Source organism: Bacillus sp. EE-W1, assembly GCF_009760835.1.
Taxonomy (GTDB): Bacteria; Bacillota; Bacilli; order Bacillales; family Bacillaceae_G; genus Bacillus_A; species Bacillus_A wiedmannii.
The window spans coordinates 466,608-485,878 of record NZ_WIPE01000074.1 but is presented as its reverse complement, the minus strand read 5'-3'; the positions used below and the strand labels follow the sequence as shown (position 1 = coordinate 485,878).

Here is a 19,271-nt window from a genome sequence, read left to right as displayed (position 1 = left end):
AATGGAGAAAATCGAAAGAGTAAGAAGTGCATTTGATGAGGCTGGTATTGACGGTATTTTGTTAACAAATGAACATAGTCGTAGATATATGGCTAACTTCACAGGAACAGCTGGTGTTGTACTGATTTCGAAAAATCGTGCTCAATTTATTACAGATTTCCGTTATGTAGAGCAGGCTAGTAAACAAGCGGTTGGATATGAGATTGTACAGCATGCAGGATTAATCATTGATGAAGTTGCAAAGCAAGTGAAGGAACTGGGAATTCAAAAGCTTGGCTTTGAGCAAGATACTCTTACATATAGTTCTTATTCAGCGCATAAAGAAGTAATCGATGCTGAATTTATCCCAACTTCTGGGCTTGTAGAAAAGTTACGCTTGATAAAGACTGATTCAGAGATTAAGATATTAAAGGAAGCTGCACAGATTGCAGATGCTGCCTTTGAACATATTCTATCATTCATTCGCCCGGGAGTATCTGAAATTGAAGTGTCAAATGAACTTGAATTTTTCATGAGAAAACAAGGAGCAACATCTTCTTCGTTTGATATTATCGTTGCTTCAGGTCTTCGTTCGGCATTACCGCACGGCGTGGCATCTGAAAAAGTGATAGAAACAGGAGATTTCGTTACATTAGACTTCGGCGCTTATTACAAAGGATATTGTTCTGATATTACTCGTACGATTGCAGTTGGTGAACCATCTGATAAATTGAAAGAAATTTATAATATCGTTTTAGAAGCACAATTACGTGGTGTGAACGGTATTAAAGCTGGTTTAACAGGCCGTGAAGCGGATGCGTTAACGCGCGATTACATAACGGAAAAAGGATATGGTGAATACTTTGGACACTCTACTGGTCATGGAATTGGTCTTGAAATCCATGAAGCACCAGGTTTAGCGTTCCGTTCTGATACAGTACTTGAACCAGGAATGGCTGTAACAGTAGAACCAGGTATTTATATTCCAGGTATTGGCGGCGTACGTATTGAAGATGATATCATTGTAACAAGTGAAGGTAATGAAGTAATTACGAAATCACCAAAAGAACTTATTATTTTGTAATATACAGGAGGATTTTTTTACATGATTTCAGTAAACGATTTTCGTACAGGTTTAACAATTTCAGTGGACAATGCCCTTTGGCAAGTAATGGATTTCCAACACGTAAAGCCAGGTAAAGGTGCTGCATTCGTTCGCTCTAAACTACGTAACCTTCGCACAGGATCTGTTCAAGAGAAAACATTCCGTGCAGGTGAAAAAGTAGAAAAAGCACACATCGAAAACCGTCGTATGCAATACTTATACGCGAGCGGTGAGTCTCACGTATTTATGGATAACGGAACTTACGAGCAAATCGAACTTGGTGAAAACCAAATCGAGCGCGAACTTAAATTCCTAAAAGAAAACATGGAAGTATCTATTATGACATACCAAGATGAAGTACTTGGTGTTGAACTTCCGAACACAGTTGAATTAAAAGTGTCAGAAACAGAGCCTGGTATTAAAGGCGATACAGCTTCTAACGTAACAAAACCAGCTACATTAGAAACTGGTCTTGTTGTACAAGTACCAATCTTCATTAACGAAGGCGAAATGCTTATCATCAACACTGGTGAAGGTAAATACGTTTCTCGTGCATAGTAGAAAAGCACTCGTGATCATCACGAGTGCTTTTTTTTATAGGAAATAGGGTAGATAGTAAATAGCAGTGATAATAAAACTAACTAAAATAAGTGAAAGAGTACCCGCCATATATGGAGTGAAAACAATTTGAAATGGTTTTATTTCGCCAGTCTCAACGCCAGTCAGTGTTTTACTTATTGCGTGATCCGTAATGTTGTTTCTATGAGTATTCATAATAATTAACCACATAATTGCAAATATCGCTAAACTACCAAGGAAAAAGGTCTCCATAAATGACCAACCGACCAATTTTGAAAAAAGATAAATAAGAGCTAATTCTACTACGACTGTTAAACTAATTTTTACTACCTTCATATTTTTCCTTCTCCTTTTGTAGGTCTAGCCAATTTAGAAATTTTTCACGTGACACGACATGTAGTACACAAGAAGATTTTACTTCATTCTCTAAGGCAGAATGTTCACCAGGGAATCTATCTTCCACATGCAATGAAATATAAGGCAGTTTTTCTTGTGCTTTTAACGAGCGGACATTATTCGTTTTAGCTCCAGCAAATACGTAGGAAAGTTGTAAGTCCAAAAAAGCAATTTTAAAGATTTCTTTTTTAGCAGCCTCATTATATCCTTTTCCCCAGTATGGATAGCCGAGCCAACTACCAATGTGAGATTGTTTCTTCTCATAATTAATATGTTTAAGTGTGGTGAGACCAATTATTTCGTTTTCTTCATTTACAATCATTCTCGATAAAGACCTCTTTTGGCGCTCTTCTTCTATTGCGAAAAGAAGAAATGCTTTCGTGTCTTCGATCTTTTCTACTTTTATTCCTAATGCATTTTTTATGTGTGGATCACTTGATAGCTTGAAAATCACATTTGCATAGCGTAAATCGAGTGGTACTAAAGTAACGTGTTGCATCGTCTATACCCCTTTTAAATTAAATATACCATAAAATAATAGGAATATTCAGATTTAATAAAAGTGTTAGAGAAAAGTTATGTTTTTAATTCTGAAATAGACAACCCCTGCATATGGTTGTACAAATATATTCTTTTTTGGAATGTAGCAATAGTAACCGTTATGGGAGAAGGTGGGAGAATGAAACAGTGGCTAGCGGCAATGGAAACATCCGTGCTTGTAATGGGGTTACTTCGGTTGTTTTCAGGTAGCGCGGAAATATTCGCCGCTTTGCTTATGCTTTATGTGAATGATGCGAAGAAAGCATTGTTTATAAATGGTATGTTGGCGTTTGTTGGACCGACCGTATTAATTTTAACAATGACAATAGGCATAGCGAGTGTAGCAAGTGAGATTTCTTTCTTGAAACTCTTTTTTCTAGCGCTTGGAATTGGCTGCATTTTTATCGCGTTGTTGAAATAGTAAGTCGAGTATAGTGGGGAGAAGCTGATGAAAGAAGTATTAGAAGTTTTACCGAAAACGATGAAGCAGCTAGTGGAAAGTTGTAAGCAATACGATGCTCTAGAGGAAATTCGTGTTCGAATTGGAAGACCGCTAGAGTGTATTGCTCATGGCGAAGTGTTTTTTTATGACTATATCGTTACAGCAGAGGATGCCATTTACTTATTGAATAAGTTAAGTCAATTCTCAATTTATACGATGGAAGAGGAATTAAAACGTGGGTATGTGACACTTCGAGGAGGACATAGAATCGGCTTAGCTGGAAAAGTCATTACAGAAAAAAGCGCAGTGAAAATGATTCGAGATGTCTCTTCCTTTAATATTCGTATCGCTCGTCAAAAAATAGGAATTGCTGAACCACTTTTGCCGTATTTGTATGAATCACGATGGTTAAACACGATGGTAATTGGCCCACCGCAAACGGGGAAAACAACACTTTTAAGAGATGTAGCACGTTGCATGAGTCAAGGTGTAAGTGCTTCGAAAATTCCTTCTTGTAAAGTGGGGATTGTTGATGAGCGGTCAGAAATTGCAGGCTGCGTGAAAGGTATTCCGCAATATGACTTCGGCACACGAGTAGATGTGTTAGACGCATGTCCAAAAGCTGAAGGAATGATGATGATGATTCGTTCTATGAGTCCAGATGTTTTGATTGTAGATGAAATTGGACGTAAAGAAGATAGTGAAGCAATTATGGAGGCGGTGCATGCTGGGGTTCAGCTTTTTATAAGCGCACATGGATTTTCTTATGATGATGTTGTGAAACGTCCATCACTAAAAGCGGTGCTGGAGCTCGGTATATTTGATAGGTTTGTGGAGCTATCAAAAGCAAGAGGGCCAGGAACAGTTATGCAAGTAAAAGATAAATATGGAAAATCGGTATTACCTCATAGAAAGGCTGAGGGCGTATGGTAAAAATATTTGGTGCAGTGTTAATCGTTGCGGTCAGCACCTTTTTCGGATTTTCATACGCTAAAAGATACAGTGAGAGACCAAGGCAACTTAGATTATTAAAAGCGGCACTTCAATCATTAGAGGCAGAAATTATGTATGGGCACACACCTTTGTCTGAAGCTGCCGAGCGATTAGTGAAACAAATGCCTAAGCCGTTAAATTGGATATTTCAAAGTTTTGCTAGAAGGCTAGAAGGCGGAGAACAAACAGTAAGAGAAGCTTGGATAGATAGTTTGAAAGAAAATTGGAAGCTAACAGCATTTCAACAAACTGAGTACGAAATTTTGCAGCAATTTGGCGAAACGCTCGGACAACATGATCGAGAATCACAACAAAAACATATTCGCTTATGTATTACACATTTAGAGAGAGAAGAAGAGGAAGCGAAAGCATTACAACTGCAATACGAAAAAATGATCAAGAGCTTAGGGGTACTAGCGGGTCTACTTATCGTAATTTTACTGCTATAGGAGGGAGAAAGGCGATGTCCATTGATGTTGGATTAATATTTCAAATCGCCGGAATCGGCATTGTTTTAGCTTTTATTCATACCGTACTAAAAGAATTAAAGCGAGAGGATATTGCAAATTGGGTTATCCTTGTCGGTTTTGTCGTTATTTTATTTCATGTGGCATTTTTAATTAATACGCTATTCGACAAGATTAAGAGTGTCTTTCTCTTCCAGTAAAGGAGGCGGTTCGAATCGAAATTATACAAATTGTCGGATTAGGCCTCGTTGCTACGTTTTTAGCAGCTGTATTGAATCAGCATAAATCTAGCATTACGTCGTTATTTATTGTGTTCGTAGGTAGCGTGATGTTTCTTCTTTTAATTGATCAAATTCACTCTATTTTACAAATGATTGAGAGAGTAGCGAGTGAAGCAAAAGTTAGCAACGTATATGTAGAAACGTTGCTAAAAATTATTGGAATTGCTTATATTGCTGAGTTTGGAGCACAAATTACAAAAGATGCAGGGCAGGGGGCAATCGCTTCGAAAATTGAATTAGCTGGAAAAATCTTGATTTTAGTAATGGCGATTCCTATTTTGACGGTTGTCATTGAAACTATTCTCGGATTTTTACCGACGGGATAAGGGGGAGTGAATGTTGAGGGGGTTTGGAGCTAAGCTGCTATTTGCTTGCTTCCTTTTCTTTTCTTTACCGGTTGTTGTACAAGCTTCTCCTGTAGAAACAAACGTCGTTGATCAACAATTGGATAAGCTCGGAATTGAAGATGTGAAGCAATTTTGGGACGGGCTTGTTACAAAATATGGAGGTTATTTACCAGAGAGTCAAAAAGGTAGTTTTATGGAGTTTGTAAAGGGAGAAAAAGAAATTTCTATAAAAGAGTGGATGCTAGGTTTATTAAAGTATTTATTTCACGAGCTTGTTGCAAATGGGAAGCTGCTGGGAACGCTCATTATGCTTACAATTTTTAGTGCATTGTTGCAATCACTGCAATCTGCATTTTCAAAGAGTAGTGTAAGTAAAATTGCGGATGCAGTTGTATATATGGTACTTATTATTTTCGCTTTAAATAGTTTTTATGTCGTCATGACATATGCAAGAGAAACGATACAAACAATGGTAGATTTCATATTAGCGCTATTGCCAATCTTGCTTGCACTCATAGCAACTGGAGGTGGTGTTGTATCTGTATCGTTTTTTCATCCGATTATCATCTTTTTAATGAACACGAGCGGGCTTTTGATGAATTATATCGTTCTACCACTTTTATTACTTGCAACGATATTAAGTATTGTAAGTACGATGAGTGATCAATATAAAGTTACGAAATTGTCCAAGCTTCTGCAAAATGTTAGCGTTGGGATTATCGGTATTTTTTTAACGATTTTTTTAGGGGTATTATCTGTACAAGGAACAGCGACAGCTGTTGCTGATGGAATAGCTGTGAAAACTGCTAAATTTGTAACAGGGAACTTTATTCCCGTAGTAGGAAGAATGTTTACAGAGGCGGCGGATACTGTTATTAGTGCATCGGGATTATTAAAAAACACAGTCGGAATTATCGGGCTCGTCATTCTATGCTTAATTGTTGCTTTTCCAGCGATTCAAATTTTTTGTATCGCGTTTATTTATAAATTCGCAGCAGCAGTATTACAGCCAGTTGGCAGCGGAGCAATTATTCAATGTTTAGATATTATCGGGCGAAGCATCATTTATGTATTTGCTTGCTTAGCTATCGTATCATTTATGTTCTTTTTAAGTATCACAATTATTATTGCTGCGGGGAACATTACACTTATGATGCGGTAGGAGGTGAAGGGTATGCAATTTGTTACAGAGTGGATTAGAAATATTATCGTTTTTTTACTCTTAGCGACAATGCTTCATCTTATTCTTCCAAATTCAAATTTGCAAAAGTACGTTAAATTCGTTGTAAGTCTATTATTAGTTGTTTTAATCTTAACGCCTCTTTTTAAACTACTGCAAACAGATGTGAATGAAGTAATCGCAAATTTTAATGAAGAGAAGTACGTAGCAGAAGGATCTGTAAAAAATTCAATAGATTCGAAGAAAAAAGAAATACAAGCTCTAACACGTGCATATAGTTTAGAAGAGATGGCTACCAAAATGAAAAAAGAAGTAGGAAAAGAATTCGAGAAAAAGTATGGTATGACAGTCTCTGAAATACAAATAGTCGCAGCGGAAAGTACAGCGGAAGTAAAGTCAGCAAAAGATATTCAAACTGTTGTTGTGACGTTGAAAGAAAAAGAACGTAGTAAAAATGATGCAATCGAAACAGTAAAACCAGTTGAAATTAACACGAAGGAACCTCCGAAAAAAGTAGAAGAAACGAATGTGGAAATGAAAGATTTCTTTTCAAGCAGATGGCAACTAGAGAATAAACAAATCCAAGTTCAAATGGAAGGGAGGACAGGTAGAGTAAATGGACAATAAAGATAAAAATTCGAAGTTCTCATTTTTTCGAAACTTATTGAATGGGGATGAAAAAGAAAGCAATGAGAAGGGAAAAAAGATAACACCTAAGTTTTTACTTGTCCTACTCATACTTGGGATTTTGCTTATGTTTTCTAGTAGTCTTTTTTCAAGTAAAAAAGAAGAAGTACCTGTATTTAAAGAACAAAAAACGCAAAACCAAGAAAAAGACGTACCAACTTTTGGACAAAAAAATAATGATAGTATGTCAAATGTAGAAAAGTATGAAAAAGCGTATGAACAAGAATTAAAAGCAGCTTTAGAAGAAATAGCGGGAGTAAAAAATGTAACGATTAAAGTAAATTTAGATTCATCTGAAGAAAAAATATTAGAAAAAAATACAGTGAAACGTTCACAAACAACAGGTGAAACAGATAAAACAGGCGGTCAGAGGAAAGTAGAAGATGAGTCCCTTGATGAAAAGACCGTCATTATACGTGAAGGGGATAAAGAAACTCCCGTTGTTTTACGAACAGAGAAACCGAAAGTGCGAGGTGTTCTTGTCGTAGCAAAGGGAGTGGATAATATACAAGTTAAAGCGATGGTAAAAGAAGCTGTCATACGGCTGCTAGATGTACCAGCCCATCGCGTTTCAGTTTCACCGAAAAATTGATAGGGAGGAAATAAAGTGTTAAAAAAACAAACGGTTTGGCTATTAACGATGTTAAGTTTAGTTGTTGTACTATCTGTTTATTACGTAACAACTCCTGACAAAATGAATACAGCATCGCCGGCAACAGGTGAAAAGATTGGACAAGAAAAACAAGGTACTGACAAAGCAGTAACAAATGAAGCACCTAAAGAAACGCCAAAAAAAGAAAATACAAGCAAGGAAACATCAAATAAAGAAACAAATAAAGAAACAGACAAAAAAGAGAATGCTAACAAAGAAACAAGTAAAAAAGATGCTAACGTAACAGTTCAATCAAGTGATGAAAATTTCACAGCGTTACGTATGCAAATGGAAGATCAGCTAAGTGAACAAAAATCAAGATTACAAGAAGTGATGAATTCAGCAAAATCTTCAGCAACAGAAAAGAGTAAAGCGAAAGATAATTTTGATGCAATTACTACAATGGAAACGAAGCAAGAATTACTTGAGACAGTGATTAAGTCTCAAGGAGGATATAAAGATGCCCTTGTAAGAGCTGATGGAACTGACATTAAAGTAACTGTGAAAGCAGCAAAGCATTCACAAAAAGAAGCGAATAAAATTATACAGCTTGTAAGAAGTGAAGGCGGATCAAAAGATGTAGGTGTGAAATTTGATCCACCAACAAAATAAAAACTAATAATCCGCGGGGGAATCCCTCGCGGATTATTAGTTTTTACGAATCGGATTGTTTGAAAATAGTTATAGAAAAAAAGCTATCATTTTCGATAGCTTTTTTCTGTTTCGTCTTTGTAGTTGTTTTTATTATGTTCAACTCGGAACGGAGAAATACGCTGTGAGTAAAAGATTAGCGGTTCATGGTAATGATGATTACTTTTTCCGGATTTGACGTGGATGAAGAGAACGAATGCCCAGACCATTACGGCAGGTAAGAAGAGAATGAGCCATATCATATGTCCACACCTCGATACGATATATTTTCTACACTTTGAACATACTATTCTTATATGAAGGAATGATGAACGGTGTGTAAACAAAAAAATAATATTTGGTAAAAATATGTTGTTGACTATAGATGAGGTGAAGAGTGGAGCGGTAATGATTTGTTTATTGTGTAGCATTGTGAAAAAAGTAAGGAATGTTTTTTTAGAAGTGGTCTTGCCAATTTTGTGTGAAACTTGGTATTATTACTAGGTAATAAATTTTTATTGGAATAATATTTTTACAGGAGTTTCGATTTATTATAAAGAAATATAAATTGGAATGTTTAAAAAATTTATCGTAAGATGGAAATAGCAATTATTTCTATTAGTAAATGAAATGCATTTTCTAATAGAGTACATCGTATTTTTACAGTCAATCTAGTTTTAGTGACGATAATCTGTAAAAACGGGACAAACAAGAGTATGGGAGTGGATTTTACATGTTTAAAATTCAAGAAGTTCGTGAATTAATTAAATTAATTGATAGCTCTAATATTGATGAATTTGAATACAAAAAAGATGGTACGACAATCAAAATGAAAAAGCGTGGTAATGAAGTTGTTGCGGTGCAAGCACCTGTAGCAAAACAAGTCGTGCAACCAGTAGCACCTGTTGAAGTTGAAACAACAGTAGCGGCAGCACAAGTGGAAGTACCAAAACAAGAAGAGCAAAAAGTGGTTCAAAATGAAAACCTACATAAAATTACATCACCGATGGTAGGTACATTCTATTCTTCATCTTCGCCTGATACACCTGCATATGTAAGTGTAGGAGACAGAGTATCAAAAGATTCTATCGTATGCATTGTTGAGGCTATGAAGTTATTTAATGAAATCGATGCAGATGTAGATGGGGAAATTGTTGAGATTCTTGTTAATAATGGACAGCTTGTTGAGTATGGACAACCGCTATTTCTTGTAAAAGCGTAATAAGGGAGTCTTTGTGATGATAAAAAAAGTATTAATAGCCAATCGTGGGGAAATTGCTGTACGAATTATTCGTGCTTGTAAAGAAATGGATATTGAAACAGTCGCAATTTATTCAGAAGCAGATAAAGAGTCACTTCACGTACAAATTGCTGATGAGGCGTATTGTGTAGGACCAACGATTTCGAAAGAAAGCTATTTAAATTTGACGAACATTATTAGTGTTGCGAAGTTAACAGGCTGCGATGCTATTCATCCAGGATACGGATTTTTAGCAGAGAATGCAGATTTTGCAGAGCTATGCCGTGAATGTAACTTGATTTTTATCGGTCCAAGTCCAGAAGCTATTTCAAAGATGGGCACAAAAGACGTTGCTCGTGATACAATGAAAGAAGCAGGGGTTCCGATTGTACCAGGTTCACAAGGGATTATTAAAAATACCGAAGAAGCGATCGAGCTTGCTAATCAAATTGGATATCCAGTTATTATTAAAGCAACTGCAGGTGGCGGCGGAAAAGGTATTCGTGTTGCACGCCATGAAGAAGAGCTTGTAAAAGGAATTCAAATTACACAGCAAGAAGCTAGTACCGCTTTTGGGAACCCTGGTGTATACTTAGAAAAGTACGTTGAAGATTTCCGCCATGTTGAGATTCAAATAATGGCAGATACACATGGAAATGCCATTCATTTAGGAGAGCGTGATTGTACAATTCAGCGCCGCTTGCAAAAACTACTAGAAGAAAGTCCATCACCTGCACTTGATGAAAATGTTCGCAAGCAGATGGGTGATGCGGCAGTTAAAGCGGCGGTAGCGGTTGATTATACAGGTGCTGGTACGGTTGAGTTTATTTATGAATATAGAACGAAAAGCTTTTATTTCATGGAGATGAATACGAGAATTCAAGTTGAGCATCCAGTTACTGAAATGGTAACAGGGATGGATTTAATTAAAGAACAAATTCGTGTTGCTTCTGGAGAAAAGTTATCGTTACAGCAAGAAGAAGTACAATTTAATGGTTGGGCAATTGAATGCCGAATTAATGCGGAAAACCCTGCCAAAAAATTTATGCCATCCCCAGGTAAAGTAGAAATGTACTTGCCACCAGGCGGATTTGGTATTCGCGTCGATTCAGCTGTATATCCGGGATATTCAATCCCACCTTTCTATGATTCGATGGTTGCTAAATTAATTGTTCACGGAAAAACACGTGAAGAGGCAATTGCAAAAATGAAGCGTGCACTCAGTGAGTTTGTCATTGAAGGCGTACATACAACAATCCCGTTCCATTTGCAATTGCTAGATCATCCTGATTTTGTAAAAGGTGAGTTTAATACGAAGTTTTTGGAAGAGCATGAACTTGTGACGCAGTGATACATTAAAGGAGGTTTTTTTTCATGGCTGAACATATGTTAGATATGGGTCAAGATACAACTCTTGGTAAAGTAGAAATTGCACCAGAAGTAATTGAAGTAATCGCAGGTATTGCAGCTGCTGAAGTAGAAGGTGTAGCGGCAATGCGTGGTAATTTTGCTACAGATGTTGTTGAGAAGTTAGGTAAGAAAAATCATGGTAAAGGTGTAAAGGTTGAATTAGCAAACGAAGATATTATCGTTGACCTTTATGTTGTAATGTATTTTGGCGTAGCAATTCCAGTTGTTGCACAAAAGATTCAAGACAACATTCGCCAGGCACTCTTTACAATGACAGGGCTTGAGCCAAAAGAAGTGAATGTTCACATCGTTGGCGTAACATTCGAAACACAAAAAACAGAAATTGAACCAGTGTAAGAATGAAAAAGGTGCCTAGTAACATAGGCATCTTTTTTATCGTTTCATTTCTTCACAAATTAAAACCCTCTAATTATTATACTATTTCAAAAAATAAGAAATCAAAAAGAAGATGTTTCGTTTTTCCAAAAAACGTACATTGTGATAAGATATGGAACTTGAAGTTAATCTTTTTATTATTTTTCAGCCTTGTAACCCGTGTATGAAACGATAAATTGTGTTATTATCATTGTATTATAAGGTTGGAAAATCAATGAAAACTGTAAGAGTAAGTGAATTGACGGCTTATAAATTATAATAATATAACAAAGCATAAGGAAAGACTTGAAGCATAAAGGAGAGTTACAATGAAACGTAGGACGGCTAGAGAAAGAGCTATGCAAGCATTATACCAAATGGATATTACAGGTGAATTAGAACCGAAAGTAGCGGTGGAAAACACGCTAGATGAAGGTGAAGAAACAAATGATTTTCTAGAATCACTTGTAGTAGGTTTTGTAGAAAATAAAGAAGTAATTGATGAAGCGATTCGTCAAAACTTAAAAAAATGGAAGCTGGAGCGTATTAGTATTGTTGATCGCAGTATTTTACGTGTAGCTGTGTATGAAATGAAATACATGGAAGAAATTCCACACAACGTAACAATTAACGAAGCGATTGAAATTGCTAAAACATTTGGGGATGAGGAATCTCGTCGTTTTATTAACGGCGTTTTATCTAATATAAAAGATACACTGTAATTTCTTTAAGGGGGAATCTTAAAATGGTAGCAGTAATCATCAAAGGAAATGAAGTTGCGGAGAAAAAACGAGCACAATTAACAGAAGAAGTTGTGAAGTTGAAAGAGCAAGGGATTGTACCAGGATTAGCAGTTATTCTAGTTGGAGAAGATCCAGCATCTCGTTCTTATGTAAAAGGAAAAGAAAAGGGCTGTGAACAAGTAGGAATCTATTCAGAGCTAATTGAACTTCCTGAAACAATTACTGAGGAGCGTTTGCTTGCTGAAATCGATCGCTTAAATGGCGATGACCGTATTAATGGCATTTTAGTGCAATTACCTTTACCAAAACATATTGAAGAAAAAGCTATCATTGAAAGAATTTCACCAGAAAAAGATGTAGATGGATTTCACCCAATCAGCGTGGGACGTATGATGACGGGACAAGATACATTCCTTCCATGTACACCGCACGGTATCGTAGAATTAGTAAAAGAAACAAATCTTGATATCTCAGGAAAACATGTTGTAGTAATTGGAAGAAGTAATATTGTCGGCAAGCCAGTGGGGCAATTGTTCTTAAATGAAAATGCAACTGTCACATATTGTCATTCTAAAACGCAAAATATGAAAGAGTTAACGAAGTTAGCTGATATTTTAATCGTAGCTGTTGGACGACCTAAAATGGTAACAGCTGATTATATTAAAGAAGGAGCGGTTGTAATCGACGTTGGTGTGAACCGTTTAGAAACAGGTAAACTTTGTGGTGATGTTGACTTTGACAACGTGTTAGATGTTGCAGGGTACATTACACCTGTGCCAAAGGGTGTTGGTCCAATGACGATCACAATGCTTCTTCATAATACTGTTGAATCTGCTAAGCGTGCAGGTGTCGTTTGTAAATAATTTGAGTCGGCTATGAGGAGAGAGAAATGGAAAAACAATATTTAACCGTTACAGCGTTAACACGCTATATAAAAACAAAAATAGAATATGATCCGCATTTGCAGTCTGTTTGGTTAAAAGGTGAAATTTCCAACTTTAAAAATCATAGTCGTGGCCACATGTACTTTACATTGAAAGATGAAAATGCAAGAATCGCAGCGGTTATGTTTGCGGGTCATAATCGTAATATTAAATTCAGACCTGAAAATGGGATGAAGGTACTTGTGAAAGGGAAAATTTCCGTTTACGAGGCGAGTGGTTCTTATCAAATTTATATTCAAGACATGCAGCCTGACGGAGTCGGAAACCTGCATTTAGCTTACGAACAATTAAAGGTTCGTTTAGAGGAAGAAGGTTTGTTTTCTCAAGTTTATAAAAAAACAATTCCTCCTTATGCTAAAACAATAGGTGTGATTACGTCGCCAACAGGGGCAGCGATTCGTGATGTTATAACAACGATTAAACGTCGTTATCCAATTGGAAATGTTATTGTGTTTCCGGTACTTGTACAGGGGGAGTCAGCAGCTCCCTCAATTGTACAAGCGATTCGTACAGCGAATGAAATGGGAGAGATAGATGTCCTAATCGTTGGGCGAGGGGGAGGCTCTATTGAAGAGTTATGGGCTTTCAATGAAGAAATGGTAGCAAGGGCAATCTTTAAGAGTGAGATCCCTATTATTTCGGCAGTAGGCCATGAAACGGACTTTACAATTGCGGATTTTGTTGCCGATTTACGTGCGCCAACACCGACTGCAGCAGCTGAGCTGGCAGCGCCTAACATTATAGAGTTACAAGAAAAGGTATTACAAAGAACTCTAAGATTGCAAAGAGCAATGAGAGAGTTAGTACATAAAAAAGAAGAAAAACTACAAGTATTGCAAAAATCTTATGCGTTCCGTTATCCAAGACAAGTATATGAGCAAAAAGAAGAGCAATTAGATAGAGCGTTAGAACAGCTTGTTTTAGCGAAAGAGCGCTATATTGATAAAAAGGTAAATCAGTTAAAACAGCTTTCATTTTATTTAGAGAAGCACCACCCAGCTCAAAAAATTATGCAAACGAAGGTAGCGGTTGAAACATTGCAAAAGCAATTGCAACGTGAAATGCAAACATTACTTCAAACGAAAGAATTTGCCTTTGTAAGAGCTGCTCAAAAACTTGAAGCGTTAAGTCCGCTTAAAGTAATGATGAGAGGGTACGGGCTTGTATATGATGAAGAGAAGCAAGTGTTAAAAAGTGTGAAAGATGTCAGCCTTGGAGATGCTGTTTCAGTTCAATTACAAGATGGAATACTAGATTGTAGCGTATCAGGCATAGAGGAGCGTGAATTGAATAATGGAAAATAAATTAAGCTTTGAAGAGGCAATTTCGCAACTTGAGCACCTCGTTTCTAAGCTAGAGCAAGGTGACGTACCTTTAGAAGAAGCAATTTCTTATTTTAAAGAGGGTATGGAATTATCTAAGCTTTGTGATGAGAAGTTGAAGAACGTACAAGAACAAATGGCAGTTATTCTTGGGGAAGATGGAGAGCTTGAACCGTTTACTGCTTTAGGAGATGAAGCATAGTGACTATTGCTTTTGATACTTTTTTGAAAGAAAGTAAAACTTTCGTAGAAGAGAAGCTTGTAAGCTATGCAAATGAATTACAATGTCCAAATGTACTTCGTGAAGCGATGGCATATTCTTTGGAAGCGGGTGGAAAGCGTCTCCGCCCGTTACTTTTATTTGCGACATTACAAGCGTTTGGTAAAGAAAGAAATCTTGGAATAGGTGCAGCTTGTGCTCTTGAAATGATACATACATACTCGTTAGTTCATGATGATTTACCTTGTATGGATGATGATGATTTAAGAAGAGGTAAGCCCACAAATCATAAAGTATTTGGTGAAGCGATGGCAGTTTTAGCAGGCGATGGTTTGTTGACGTATGCTTTTCAAGTTATTATGGCATATGAACAAAAGGAAATCTCTGCTGAAAAAAAAGTAAGACTTGTACTTGAGCTTGCAAAAGCGGCAGGACCAGAAGGAATGGTTGGCGGACAAGTGGCAGATATGGAAGCTGAAGGGAAACAGCTTACGATTGATGAGTTGGAGTATATTCATAAGCATAAGACTGGGAAACTACTTGAATTCGCTGTACTTGCAGGATCGATACTTTCTGATGCCACAGAAGAACAAGAAGAAAAGTTACTTGCGTTTGCAAAATATATCGGCCTAGCTTTCCAAATTCGAGATGATATTTTAGATGTGGAAGGAACCGAAGAAGAGATTGGAAAACCGATTGGTAGTGATGTTTCCAACGAAAAGAGCACATATACGACGTTATTTACTGTAGATAGAGCGAAGGATATTTTAGAAGAAACAATTGCAAAAGCAAAAGGTGCTATTGGTTCCTTGCAATTACAAGATGAATATTTACTATCTATTTGCGATTTGATTGCAAAACGTAATAACTAATATAACAGCGTTTCCATTTGTTGAGTCATTCATCATTTTATGATATAAATGTAGGAAAAGGTTTTTCTTTTCTTGTTATTGGCAAAAATATATGTAGATTACATTGCCGTTATCACTTCGTGTTAGCGGCTATTTTTTTCATCGCCTAAAGAAATATGGTTTATAATAGGATTAGGGCGCAATAGACTGGTTAATTGCAGGACAAGGTGAAAAATAAAAAAAGATAATTTCTTGTTTTGTGTAAATGTTTTTTATAATATTTGACATGTTGACAGATTATGAAATGAAAGTGAGTGATCCATGTGGATCTAACGCAAATTCAAAACCCTAGTTTTTTGAAAGATATGTCTATCGGTGAACTAGAGGGATTGAGTGAGGATATTCGTAAGTTTTTAATTGAAGAGCTCTCTCAAACAGGTGGACATATTGCACCTAATTTAGGTGTAGTAGAACTCACAATTGCTCTGCATAAATTATTTGATAGTCCGAAAGATAAATTTTTATGGGACGTAGGACATCAATCCTATGTACATAAAATTTTAACAGGACGTGCAAAGGAATTCGGTACATTAAGGCAATATCAAGGTCTATGTGGTTTCCCAAAACGTTGCGAGAGTGAGCATGATGTATGGGAAACTGGCCATAGCTCAACATCATTATCTGCTGCAATGGGAATGGCTCTAGCACGTGATTTAAAGAAAACGAAAGAATATGTTATACCAATCATTGGAGATGGTGCTCTAACCGGCGGAATGGCTTTAGAGGCATTGAACCATATTGGACATGAAAAAACAGACATGATTGTTATTTTGAATGATAATGAAATGTCAATTGCACCAAACGTTGGTGCGCTTCATAATGTACTTGGACGTCTACGTACCGCAGGGAAATACCATTGGGTAAAAGATGAACTAGAGTATATATTAAAGAAAATCCCAGCAGTCGGTGGGAAAGTTGCTGCGACAGCAGAGAAAATAAAAGATAGTCTTAAATATTTACTAGTATCCGGTGTCTTTTTCGAAGAATTAGGCTTTACATATTTAGGTCCAGTTGATGGGCACGATTATGAAAAGTTATTCGAAACGTTGCAATATGCAAAGAAAACAAAAGGCCCAGTGCTTGTTCATGTTATTACGAAAAAAGGAAAAGGTTATAAACCAGCTGAGAGTGATGTTATTGGAACTTGGCATGGAACAGGACCTTATAAAATTGAATCAGGTGACTTCGTTAAACCGAAAGAAGTTGCACCAGCATGGAGTGCTGTTGTTAGTGATACAGTACTTAAGCTAGCGAGAACGGATGAGCGTATCGTTGCAATTACACCTGCAATGCCTGTTGGATCGAAACTTGAGAAATTCCAAAAAGAATTCCCGGATCGTATGATTGATGTAGGTATTGCAGAACAGCATGCTACAACAATGGCGGCGGGTATGGCAACGCAAGGAATGAAGCCATTCTTAGCGATTTATTCAACATTTTTACAAAGAGCATATGATCAAGTTGTTCATGATATATGTCGCCAAAATTTAAATGTCTTCATCGGAATCGATCGCTCTGGTTTAGTAGGAGCAGATGGTGAAACGCATCAAGGTGTATTTGACATCTCATTCTTACGTCATTTGCCGAATATGGTACTTATGATGCCGAAAGATGAAAATGAAGGGCAACATTTAGTATATACGGCGATGCAATATGAAGATGGACCAATCGCATTACGTTATGCGCGTGGTAATGGACTTGGTGTTCATATGGATGAAGAACTAAAGGCGATTCCAATCGGTACTTGGGAAACGTTAAAAGAAGGTACACAAGCGGCTATTTTAACATTTGGTACGACAATACCAATGGCAATGGAAGCAGCTGAGCGTCTTGAAAAGGCTGGAGTTTCAGTGAAAGTAGTGAACGCTCGCTTTATTAAACCGATGGATGAAGCATATTTACATGATCTCTTAGGGAAAAATATACCGATTTTAACGATTGAAGAAGCTTGCTTAATTGGTGGTTTTGGAACGGGAGTAGTTGAATTTGCATCTGAGAACGGGTACCATAGTGCGTTAATTGAACGAATGGGTATTCCAGACCGTTTCATAGAGCACGGTAGTGTAACAAAATTATTAGAAGAAATTGGTTTAACGACAGATGCTGTTGTAGACCGTATTCATACAATGATTCCATCAAAACAAAAAAGGGCGTAACAAATGAGTGCAAAAAAAGAAAGAGTAGATGTACTATTAGTAGAGCGAGGACTTATAGAAACACGTGAGAAAGCAAAACGCGCCGTTATGGCCGGACTTGTATATGCGAATGAGATGAGACTTGATAAGCCAGGAGAGAAGATCCCACAAGATACAGAGATTACGGTGAAGGGACAAGTTATGCCGTATGTAAGCCGTGGTGGTTATAAACTTGAAAAGGCATTGGAGACATTTCACCTGGATTTACAAGATAAAGTTATGATAGATATTGGTTCATCAACTGGTGGCTTTACAGATTGTGCGCTTCAAAACGGAGCGAAATTATCTTATGCATTAGATGTAGGATACAATCAACTTGCGTGGAAATTGCGTCAAGATGAGCGTGTTGTCGTAATGGAACGGACAAACTTCCGTTACGTGACACCAGCAGACTTAGAACGTGGTTTACCGCAATTTGCTAGTATCGATGTTTCATTTATATCATTAAAGCTTATACTGCCGGTTTTAAAAACAATGCTTATGCCTAATGGGGATGTAGCAGCGTTAATTAAACCACAGTTTGAAGCTGGAAGAGAGCAAGTTGGGAAAAAAGGTATCGTTCGTGATCGAAAAGTACATGAGGCTGTCGTAGAAATGATTGTCGACTTTGCTATAAAAGAAGGATACGACGTAGAAGGTTTAACATTCTCACCAATTACGGGCGGGGATGGTAATATTGAATTTTTAATTCATCTGAAATGGCATGGTGAACGTGAGAATGGCGAAAATCATTCTCCAGTTTCTGTTGAGCAAGTAGTTACAGAGGCGCATGATATCCTAAAACAAAAAGGAAAAGGGGAATAACATATGTTGTTCCTCTTTTTGTTGTAATTGTATAATGATTGTAAAAACAATTGTGTACAAGCAACGAATTATAAGTTAACATAAATAAGTGAAGTATACCAATGTTTAAACTATGGTAAGAGATAGTGTGAGGTGCAAATGTATGAATAAAGGTCAGCGCCATATTAAAATCAGGGAAATTATTGCGAACAAAGAAATTGAAACACAAGATGAATTAGTTGATATTTTACGTAATGAGGGATTTAATGTAACGCAAGCAACAGTATCGCGCGATATTAAAGAACTGCACTTAGTGAAAGTGCCATTACATGATGGGCGCTATAAATATAGCTTGCCAGCAGATCAACGATTTAACCCGTTACAAAAATTAAAACGCAATCTAGTGGATTCATTTGTAAAATTAGACACGGCAGGACATATGCTTGTGCTAAAAACATTGCCTGGTAACGCTCATTCACTTGGAGCACTTATTGATCATTTAGAGTGGGATGAGATCATCGGAACCATCTGTGGTGATGATACTTGCTTAATTATTTGCCGTACACCTGAAGATACAGGTGTTGTCTCTGATCGTTTCTTAAATATGTTGTAAAAAAAAATCTTGTTTGCTTTCCTCTGTAAAGTGGAAAGTGAACAGGATTTTTTTATTGGTTAAAAATGTGAATTCTTAATTGTAATATAATATTTTCTTTGAATAAAATTAGAAAATAGGTGGATTGACCCGTAAAACGAATGTTTGGTACAATGGAGCGGTTAGAAAAGTAATTTATACATACAAACATATAGTTTGACTATTTGAATGAAGAACTGAGAAAAGCCCTTAATAGGG

General features: G+C 36.8%; 25 protein-coding genes. 22 read left to right on the top strand and 3 right to left on the bottom strand.

Annotated elements, in window-relative coordinates:
* Position 1 precedes the first annotated feature (1 nt).
* Both pepQ and efp read left to right on the top strand, forming a co-directional pair.
* Positions 2-1,063 (top strand): Xaa-Pro dipeptidase, encoded by a 1,062-nt coding sequence (pepQ, locus tag GFJ36_RS21795; RefSeq protein ID WP_048562330.1) that lies wholly within the window; start codon positions 2-4, stop codon positions 1,061-1,063.
* A gap of 21 nt (positions 1,064-1,084) precedes the next feature.
* Positions 1,085-1,642 (top strand): elongation factor P, encoded by a 558-nt coding sequence (gene efp, locus GFJ36_RS21790; RefSeq protein WP_000626521.1) that lies wholly within the window; start codon positions 1,085-1,087, stop codon positions 1,640-1,642.
* Between the two features lie 36 nt (positions 1,643-1,678).
* Here the strand turns inward: efp and GFJ36_RS21785 are convergent, their stop codons facing one another.
* Both GFJ36_RS21785 and GFJ36_RS21780 read right to left on the bottom strand, forming a co-directional pair.
* The gene (locus tag GFJ36_RS21785; RefSeq protein ID WP_097889622.1) at positions 1,679-1,999 is read right to left on the bottom strand and encodes a hypothetical protein; all 321 of its coding nucleotides are present in this window, start codon (positions 1,997-1,999) and stop codon (positions 1,679-1,681) included.
* Complete coding sequence (locus GFJ36_RS21780; RefSeq protein ID WP_097889623.1) at positions 1,980-2,558, bottom strand: GNAT family N-acetyltransferase; 579 nt, start codon at positions 2,556-2,558, stop codon at positions 1,980-1,982. Before GFJ36_RS21780 ends, GFJ36_RS21785 begins: the two co-directional genes overlap by 20 nt.
* Before the next feature lie 180 nt (positions 2,559-2,738).
* Between GFJ36_RS21780 and GFJ36_RS21775 the strand changes: the two genes are divergently transcribed.
* Genes GFJ36_RS21775 through GFJ36_RS21735 form a run of 9 tightly spaced genes read left to right on the top strand, consistent with a single transcriptional unit; the run spans position 2,739 to position 8,260 of the window.
* On the top strand, positions 2,739-3,020 hold the full coding sequence (locus GFJ36_RS21775) for a YqhV family protein (RefSeq protein WP_000816054.1): 282 nt from the start codon (positions 2,739-2,741) through the stop codon (positions 3,018-3,020).
* A gap of 27 nt (positions 3,021-3,047) precedes the next feature.
* Positions 3,048-3,974, top strand: a complete 927-nt coding sequence (gene spoIIIAA / locus GFJ36_RS21770; protein WP_088064391.1) for a stage III sporulation protein AA — start codon at positions 3,048-3,050, stop codon at positions 3,972-3,974.
* The gene (spoIIIAB, locus tag GFJ36_RS21765; RefSeq protein WP_000238693.1) at positions 3,968-4,483 is read left to right on the top strand and encodes a stage III sporulation protein SpoIIIAB; all 516 of its coding nucleotides are present in this window, start codon (positions 3,968-3,970) and stop codon (positions 4,481-4,483) included. Before spoIIIAA ends, spoIIIAB begins: the two co-directional genes overlap by 7 nt.
* Positions 4,484-4,497: 14 nt before the next feature.
* Complete coding sequence (gene spoIIIAC / locus GFJ36_RS21760) at positions 4,498-4,701, top strand: stage III sporulation protein AC (RefSeq protein WP_000020914.1); 204 nt, start codon at positions 4,498-4,500, stop codon at positions 4,699-4,701.
* A gap of 23 nt (positions 4,702-4,724) precedes the next feature.
* On the top strand, positions 4,725-5,108 hold the full coding sequence (gene spoIIIAD, locus GFJ36_RS21755; RefSeq protein ID WP_079998460.1) for a stage III sporulation protein AD: 384 nt from the start codon (positions 4,725-4,727) through the stop codon (positions 5,106-5,108).
* Positions 5,109-5,118: 10 nt separating this feature from the next.
* On the top strand, positions 5,119-6,291 hold the full coding sequence (gene spoIIIAE, locus GFJ36_RS21750; protein WP_000943696.1) for a stage III sporulation protein AE: 1,173 nt from the start codon (positions 5,119-5,121) through the stop codon (positions 6,289-6,291).
* 12 nt (positions 6,292-6,303) lie between these two features.
* Positions 6,304-6,936, top strand: a complete 633-nt coding sequence (gene spoIIIAF, locus GFJ36_RS21745) for a stage III sporulation protein AF (RefSeq protein ID WP_001161039.1) — start codon at positions 6,304-6,306, stop codon at positions 6,934-6,936.
* Positions 6,926-7,588 (top strand): stage III sporulation protein AG, encoded by a 663-nt coding sequence (gene spoIIIAG / locus GFJ36_RS21740; protein ID WP_087985167.1) that lies wholly within the window; start codon positions 6,926-6,928, stop codon positions 7,586-7,588. Before spoIIIAF ends, spoIIIAG begins: the two co-directional genes overlap by 11 nt.
* Positions 7,589-7,603: 15 nt before the next feature.
* Positions 7,604-8,260 (top strand): SpoIIIAH-like family protein, encoded by a 657-nt coding sequence (locus GFJ36_RS21735; protein WP_088064389.1) that lies wholly within the window; start codon positions 7,604-7,606, stop codon positions 8,258-8,260.
* An 86-nt stretch (positions 8,261-8,346) separates the two neighbouring features.
* Here the strand turns inward: GFJ36_RS21735 and GFJ36_RS21730 are convergent, their stop codons facing one another.
* Positions 8,347-8,541, bottom strand: a complete 195-nt coding sequence (locus GFJ36_RS21730) for a hypothetical protein (RefSeq protein WP_002107729.1) — start codon at positions 8,539-8,541, stop codon at positions 8,347-8,349.
* A 470-nt stretch (positions 8,542-9,011) separates the two neighbouring features.
* Here GFJ36_RS21730 and accB point away from each other — a divergent pair, with 470 nt between their 5' ends.
* The 11 genes from accB to argR all read left to right on the top strand — a co-directional run bounded on the left by accB (position 9,012) and on the right by argR (position 19,034).
* The gene (accB, locus tag GFJ36_RS21725; protein ID WP_000472875.1) at positions 9,012-9,500 is read left to right on the top strand and encodes an acetyl-CoA carboxylase biotin carboxyl carrier protein; all 489 of its coding nucleotides are present in this window, start codon (positions 9,012-9,014) and stop codon (positions 9,498-9,500) included.
* 16 nt (positions 9,501-9,516) lie between these two features.
* The gene (gene accC, locus GFJ36_RS21720; protein ID WP_000592872.1) at positions 9,517-10,869 is read left to right on the top strand and encodes an acetyl-CoA carboxylase biotin carboxylase subunit; all 1,353 of its coding nucleotides are present in this window, start codon (positions 9,517-9,519) and stop codon (positions 10,867-10,869) included.
* A 23-nt stretch (positions 10,870-10,892) separates the two neighbouring features.
* Positions 10,893-11,285 carry an Asp23/Gls24 family envelope stress response protein gene (locus GFJ36_RS21715; RefSeq protein ID WP_000807630.1) on the top strand — a complete coding sequence of 131 codons (393 nt, stop codon included), beginning with the start codon at positions 10,893-10,895 and terminating at the stop codon, positions 11,283-11,285.
* A gap of 347 nt (positions 11,286-11,632) precedes the next feature.
* Positions 11,633-12,025, top strand: coding sequence for a N utilization substance protein NusB (nusB, locus tag GFJ36_RS21710; RefSeq protein WP_000830244.1), 393 nt, complete (start codon positions 11,633-11,635; stop codon positions 12,023-12,025).
* Positions 12,026-12,048: 23 nt separating this feature from the next.
* Positions 12,049-12,909, top strand: coding sequence for a bifunctional methylenetetrahydrofolate dehydrogenase/methenyltetrahydrofolate cyclohydrolase FolD (folD, locus tag GFJ36_RS21705; RefSeq protein WP_000226735.1), 861 nt, complete (start codon positions 12,049-12,051; stop codon positions 12,907-12,909).
* A gap of 26 nt (positions 12,910-12,935) precedes the next feature.
* Positions 12,936-14,294: an exodeoxyribonuclease VII large subunit gene (gene xseA, locus GFJ36_RS21700; RefSeq protein WP_000415269.1), complete on the top strand. Its 1,359-nt coding sequence runs from the start codon at positions 12,936-12,938 to the stop codon at positions 14,292-14,294.
* Positions 14,284-14,514, top strand: coding sequence for an exodeoxyribonuclease VII small subunit (xseB, locus tag GFJ36_RS21695; RefSeq protein ID WP_000428423.1), 231 nt, complete (start codon positions 14,284-14,286; stop codon positions 14,512-14,514). The genes xseA and xseB overlap by 11 nt, the downstream gene beginning before the upstream one ends.
* Positions 14,514-15,404, top strand: coding sequence for a (2E,6E)-farnesyl diphosphate synthase (gene ispA, locus GFJ36_RS21690; protein ID WP_000150365.1), 891 nt, complete (start codon positions 14,514-14,516; stop codon positions 15,402-15,404). Before xseB ends, ispA begins: the two co-directional genes overlap by 1 nt.
* Positions 15,405-15,706: 302 nt before the next feature.
* Positions 15,707-17,599, top strand: a complete 1,893-nt coding sequence (gene dxs / locus GFJ36_RS21685) for a 1-deoxy-D-xylulose-5-phosphate synthase (protein WP_046956368.1) — start codon at positions 15,707-15,709, stop codon at positions 17,597-17,599.
* 3 nt (positions 17,600-17,602) lie between these two features.
* Positions 17,603-18,442 carry a TlyA family RNA methyltransferase gene (locus GFJ36_RS21680; RefSeq protein WP_088064387.1) on the top strand — a complete coding sequence of 280 codons (840 nt, stop codon included), beginning with the start codon at positions 17,603-17,605 and terminating at the stop codon, positions 18,440-18,442.
* 142 nt (positions 18,443-18,584) lie between these two features.
* Positions 18,585-19,034 (top strand): arginine repressor ArgR, encoded by a 450-nt coding sequence (argR, locus tag GFJ36_RS21675; RefSeq protein ID WP_001032581.1) that lies wholly within the window; start codon positions 18,585-18,587, stop codon positions 19,032-19,034.
* Positions 19,035-19,271 lie beyond the last annotated feature (237 nt).

Excerpts from the sequence above, each read along its gene's own strand:
- pepQ (WP_048562330.1), top strand. The coding sequence starts at position 2 with ATGGAGAAAATCGAAAGAGTAAGAAGTGCATTTGATGAGGCTGGTATT.
- argR (WP_001032581.1), top strand. The coding sequence starts at position 18,585 with ATGAATAAAGGTCAGCGCCATATTAAAATCAGGGAAATTATTGCGAAC.
- spoIIIAB (WP_000238693.1), top strand. The coding sequence starts at position 3,968 with ATGGTAAAAATATTTGGTGCAGTGTTAATCGTTGCGGTCAGCACCTTT.
- nusB (WP_000830244.1), top strand. The coding sequence starts at position 11,633 with ATGAAACGTAGGACGGCTAGAGAAAGAGCTATGCAAGCATTATACCAA.
- GFJ36_RS21715 (WP_000807630.1), top strand. The coding sequence starts at position 10,893 with ATGGCTGAACATATGTTAGATATGGGTCAAGATACAACTCTTGGTAAA.
- GFJ36_RS21785 (WP_097889622.1), bottom strand. The coding sequence starts at position 1,999 with ATGAAGGTAGTAAAAATTAGTTTAACAGTCGTAGTAGAATTAGCTCTT.
- GFJ36_RS21780 (WP_097889623.1), bottom strand. The coding sequence starts at position 2,558 with ATGCAACACGTTACTTTAGTACCACTCGATTTACGCTATGCAAATGTG.
- spoIIIAE (WP_000943696.1), top strand. The coding sequence starts at position 5,119 with ATGTTGAGGGGGTTTGGAGCTAAGCTGCTATTTGCTTGCTTCCTTTTC.
- xseA (WP_000415269.1), top strand. The coding sequence starts at position 12,936 with ATGGAAAAACAATATTTAACCGTTACAGCGTTAACACGCTATATAAAA.
- xseB (WP_000428423.1), top strand. The coding sequence starts at position 14,284 with ATGGAAAATAAATTAAGCTTTGAAGAGGCAATTTCGCAACTTGAGCAC.
- GFJ36_RS21730 (WP_002107729.1), bottom strand. The coding sequence starts at position 8,541 with ATGATATGGCTCATTCTCTTCTTACCTGCCGTAATGGTCTGGGCATTC.
- efp (WP_000626521.1), top strand. The coding sequence starts at position 1,085 with ATGATTTCAGTAAACGATTTTCGTACAGGTTTAACAATTTCAGTGGAC.
- spoIIIAG (WP_087985167.1), top strand. The coding sequence starts at position 6,926 with ATGGACAATAAAGATAAAAATTCGAAGTTCTCATTTTTTCGAAACTTA.
- accB (WP_000472875.1), top strand. The coding sequence starts at position 9,012 with ATGTTTAAAATTCAAGAAGTTCGTGAATTAATTAAATTAATTGATAGC.
- accC (WP_000592872.1), top strand. The coding sequence starts at position 9,517 with ATGATAAAAAAAGTATTAATAGCCAATCGTGGGGAAATTGCTGTACGA.
- spoIIIAA (WP_088064391.1), top strand. The coding sequence starts at position 3,048 with ATGAAAGAAGTATTAGAAGTTTTACCGAAAACGATGAAGCAGCTAGTG.
- spoIIIAF (WP_001161039.1), top strand. The coding sequence starts at position 6,304 with ATGCAATTTGTTACAGAGTGGATTAGAAATATTATCGTTTTTTTACTC.
- GFJ36_RS21680 (WP_088064387.1), top strand. The coding sequence starts at position 17,603 with ATGAGTGCAAAAAAAGAAAGAGTAGATGTACTATTAGTAGAGCGAGGA.
- spoIIIAC (WP_000020914.1), top strand. The coding sequence starts at position 4,498 with ATGTCCATTGATGTTGGATTAATATTTCAAATCGCCGGAATCGGCATT.
- GFJ36_RS21775 (WP_000816054.1), top strand. The coding sequence starts at position 2,739 with ATGAAACAGTGGCTAGCGGCAATGGAAACATCCGTGCTTGTAATGGGG.
- folD (WP_000226735.1), top strand. The coding sequence starts at position 12,049 with ATGGTAGCAGTAATCATCAAAGGAAATGAAGTTGCGGAGAAAAAACGA.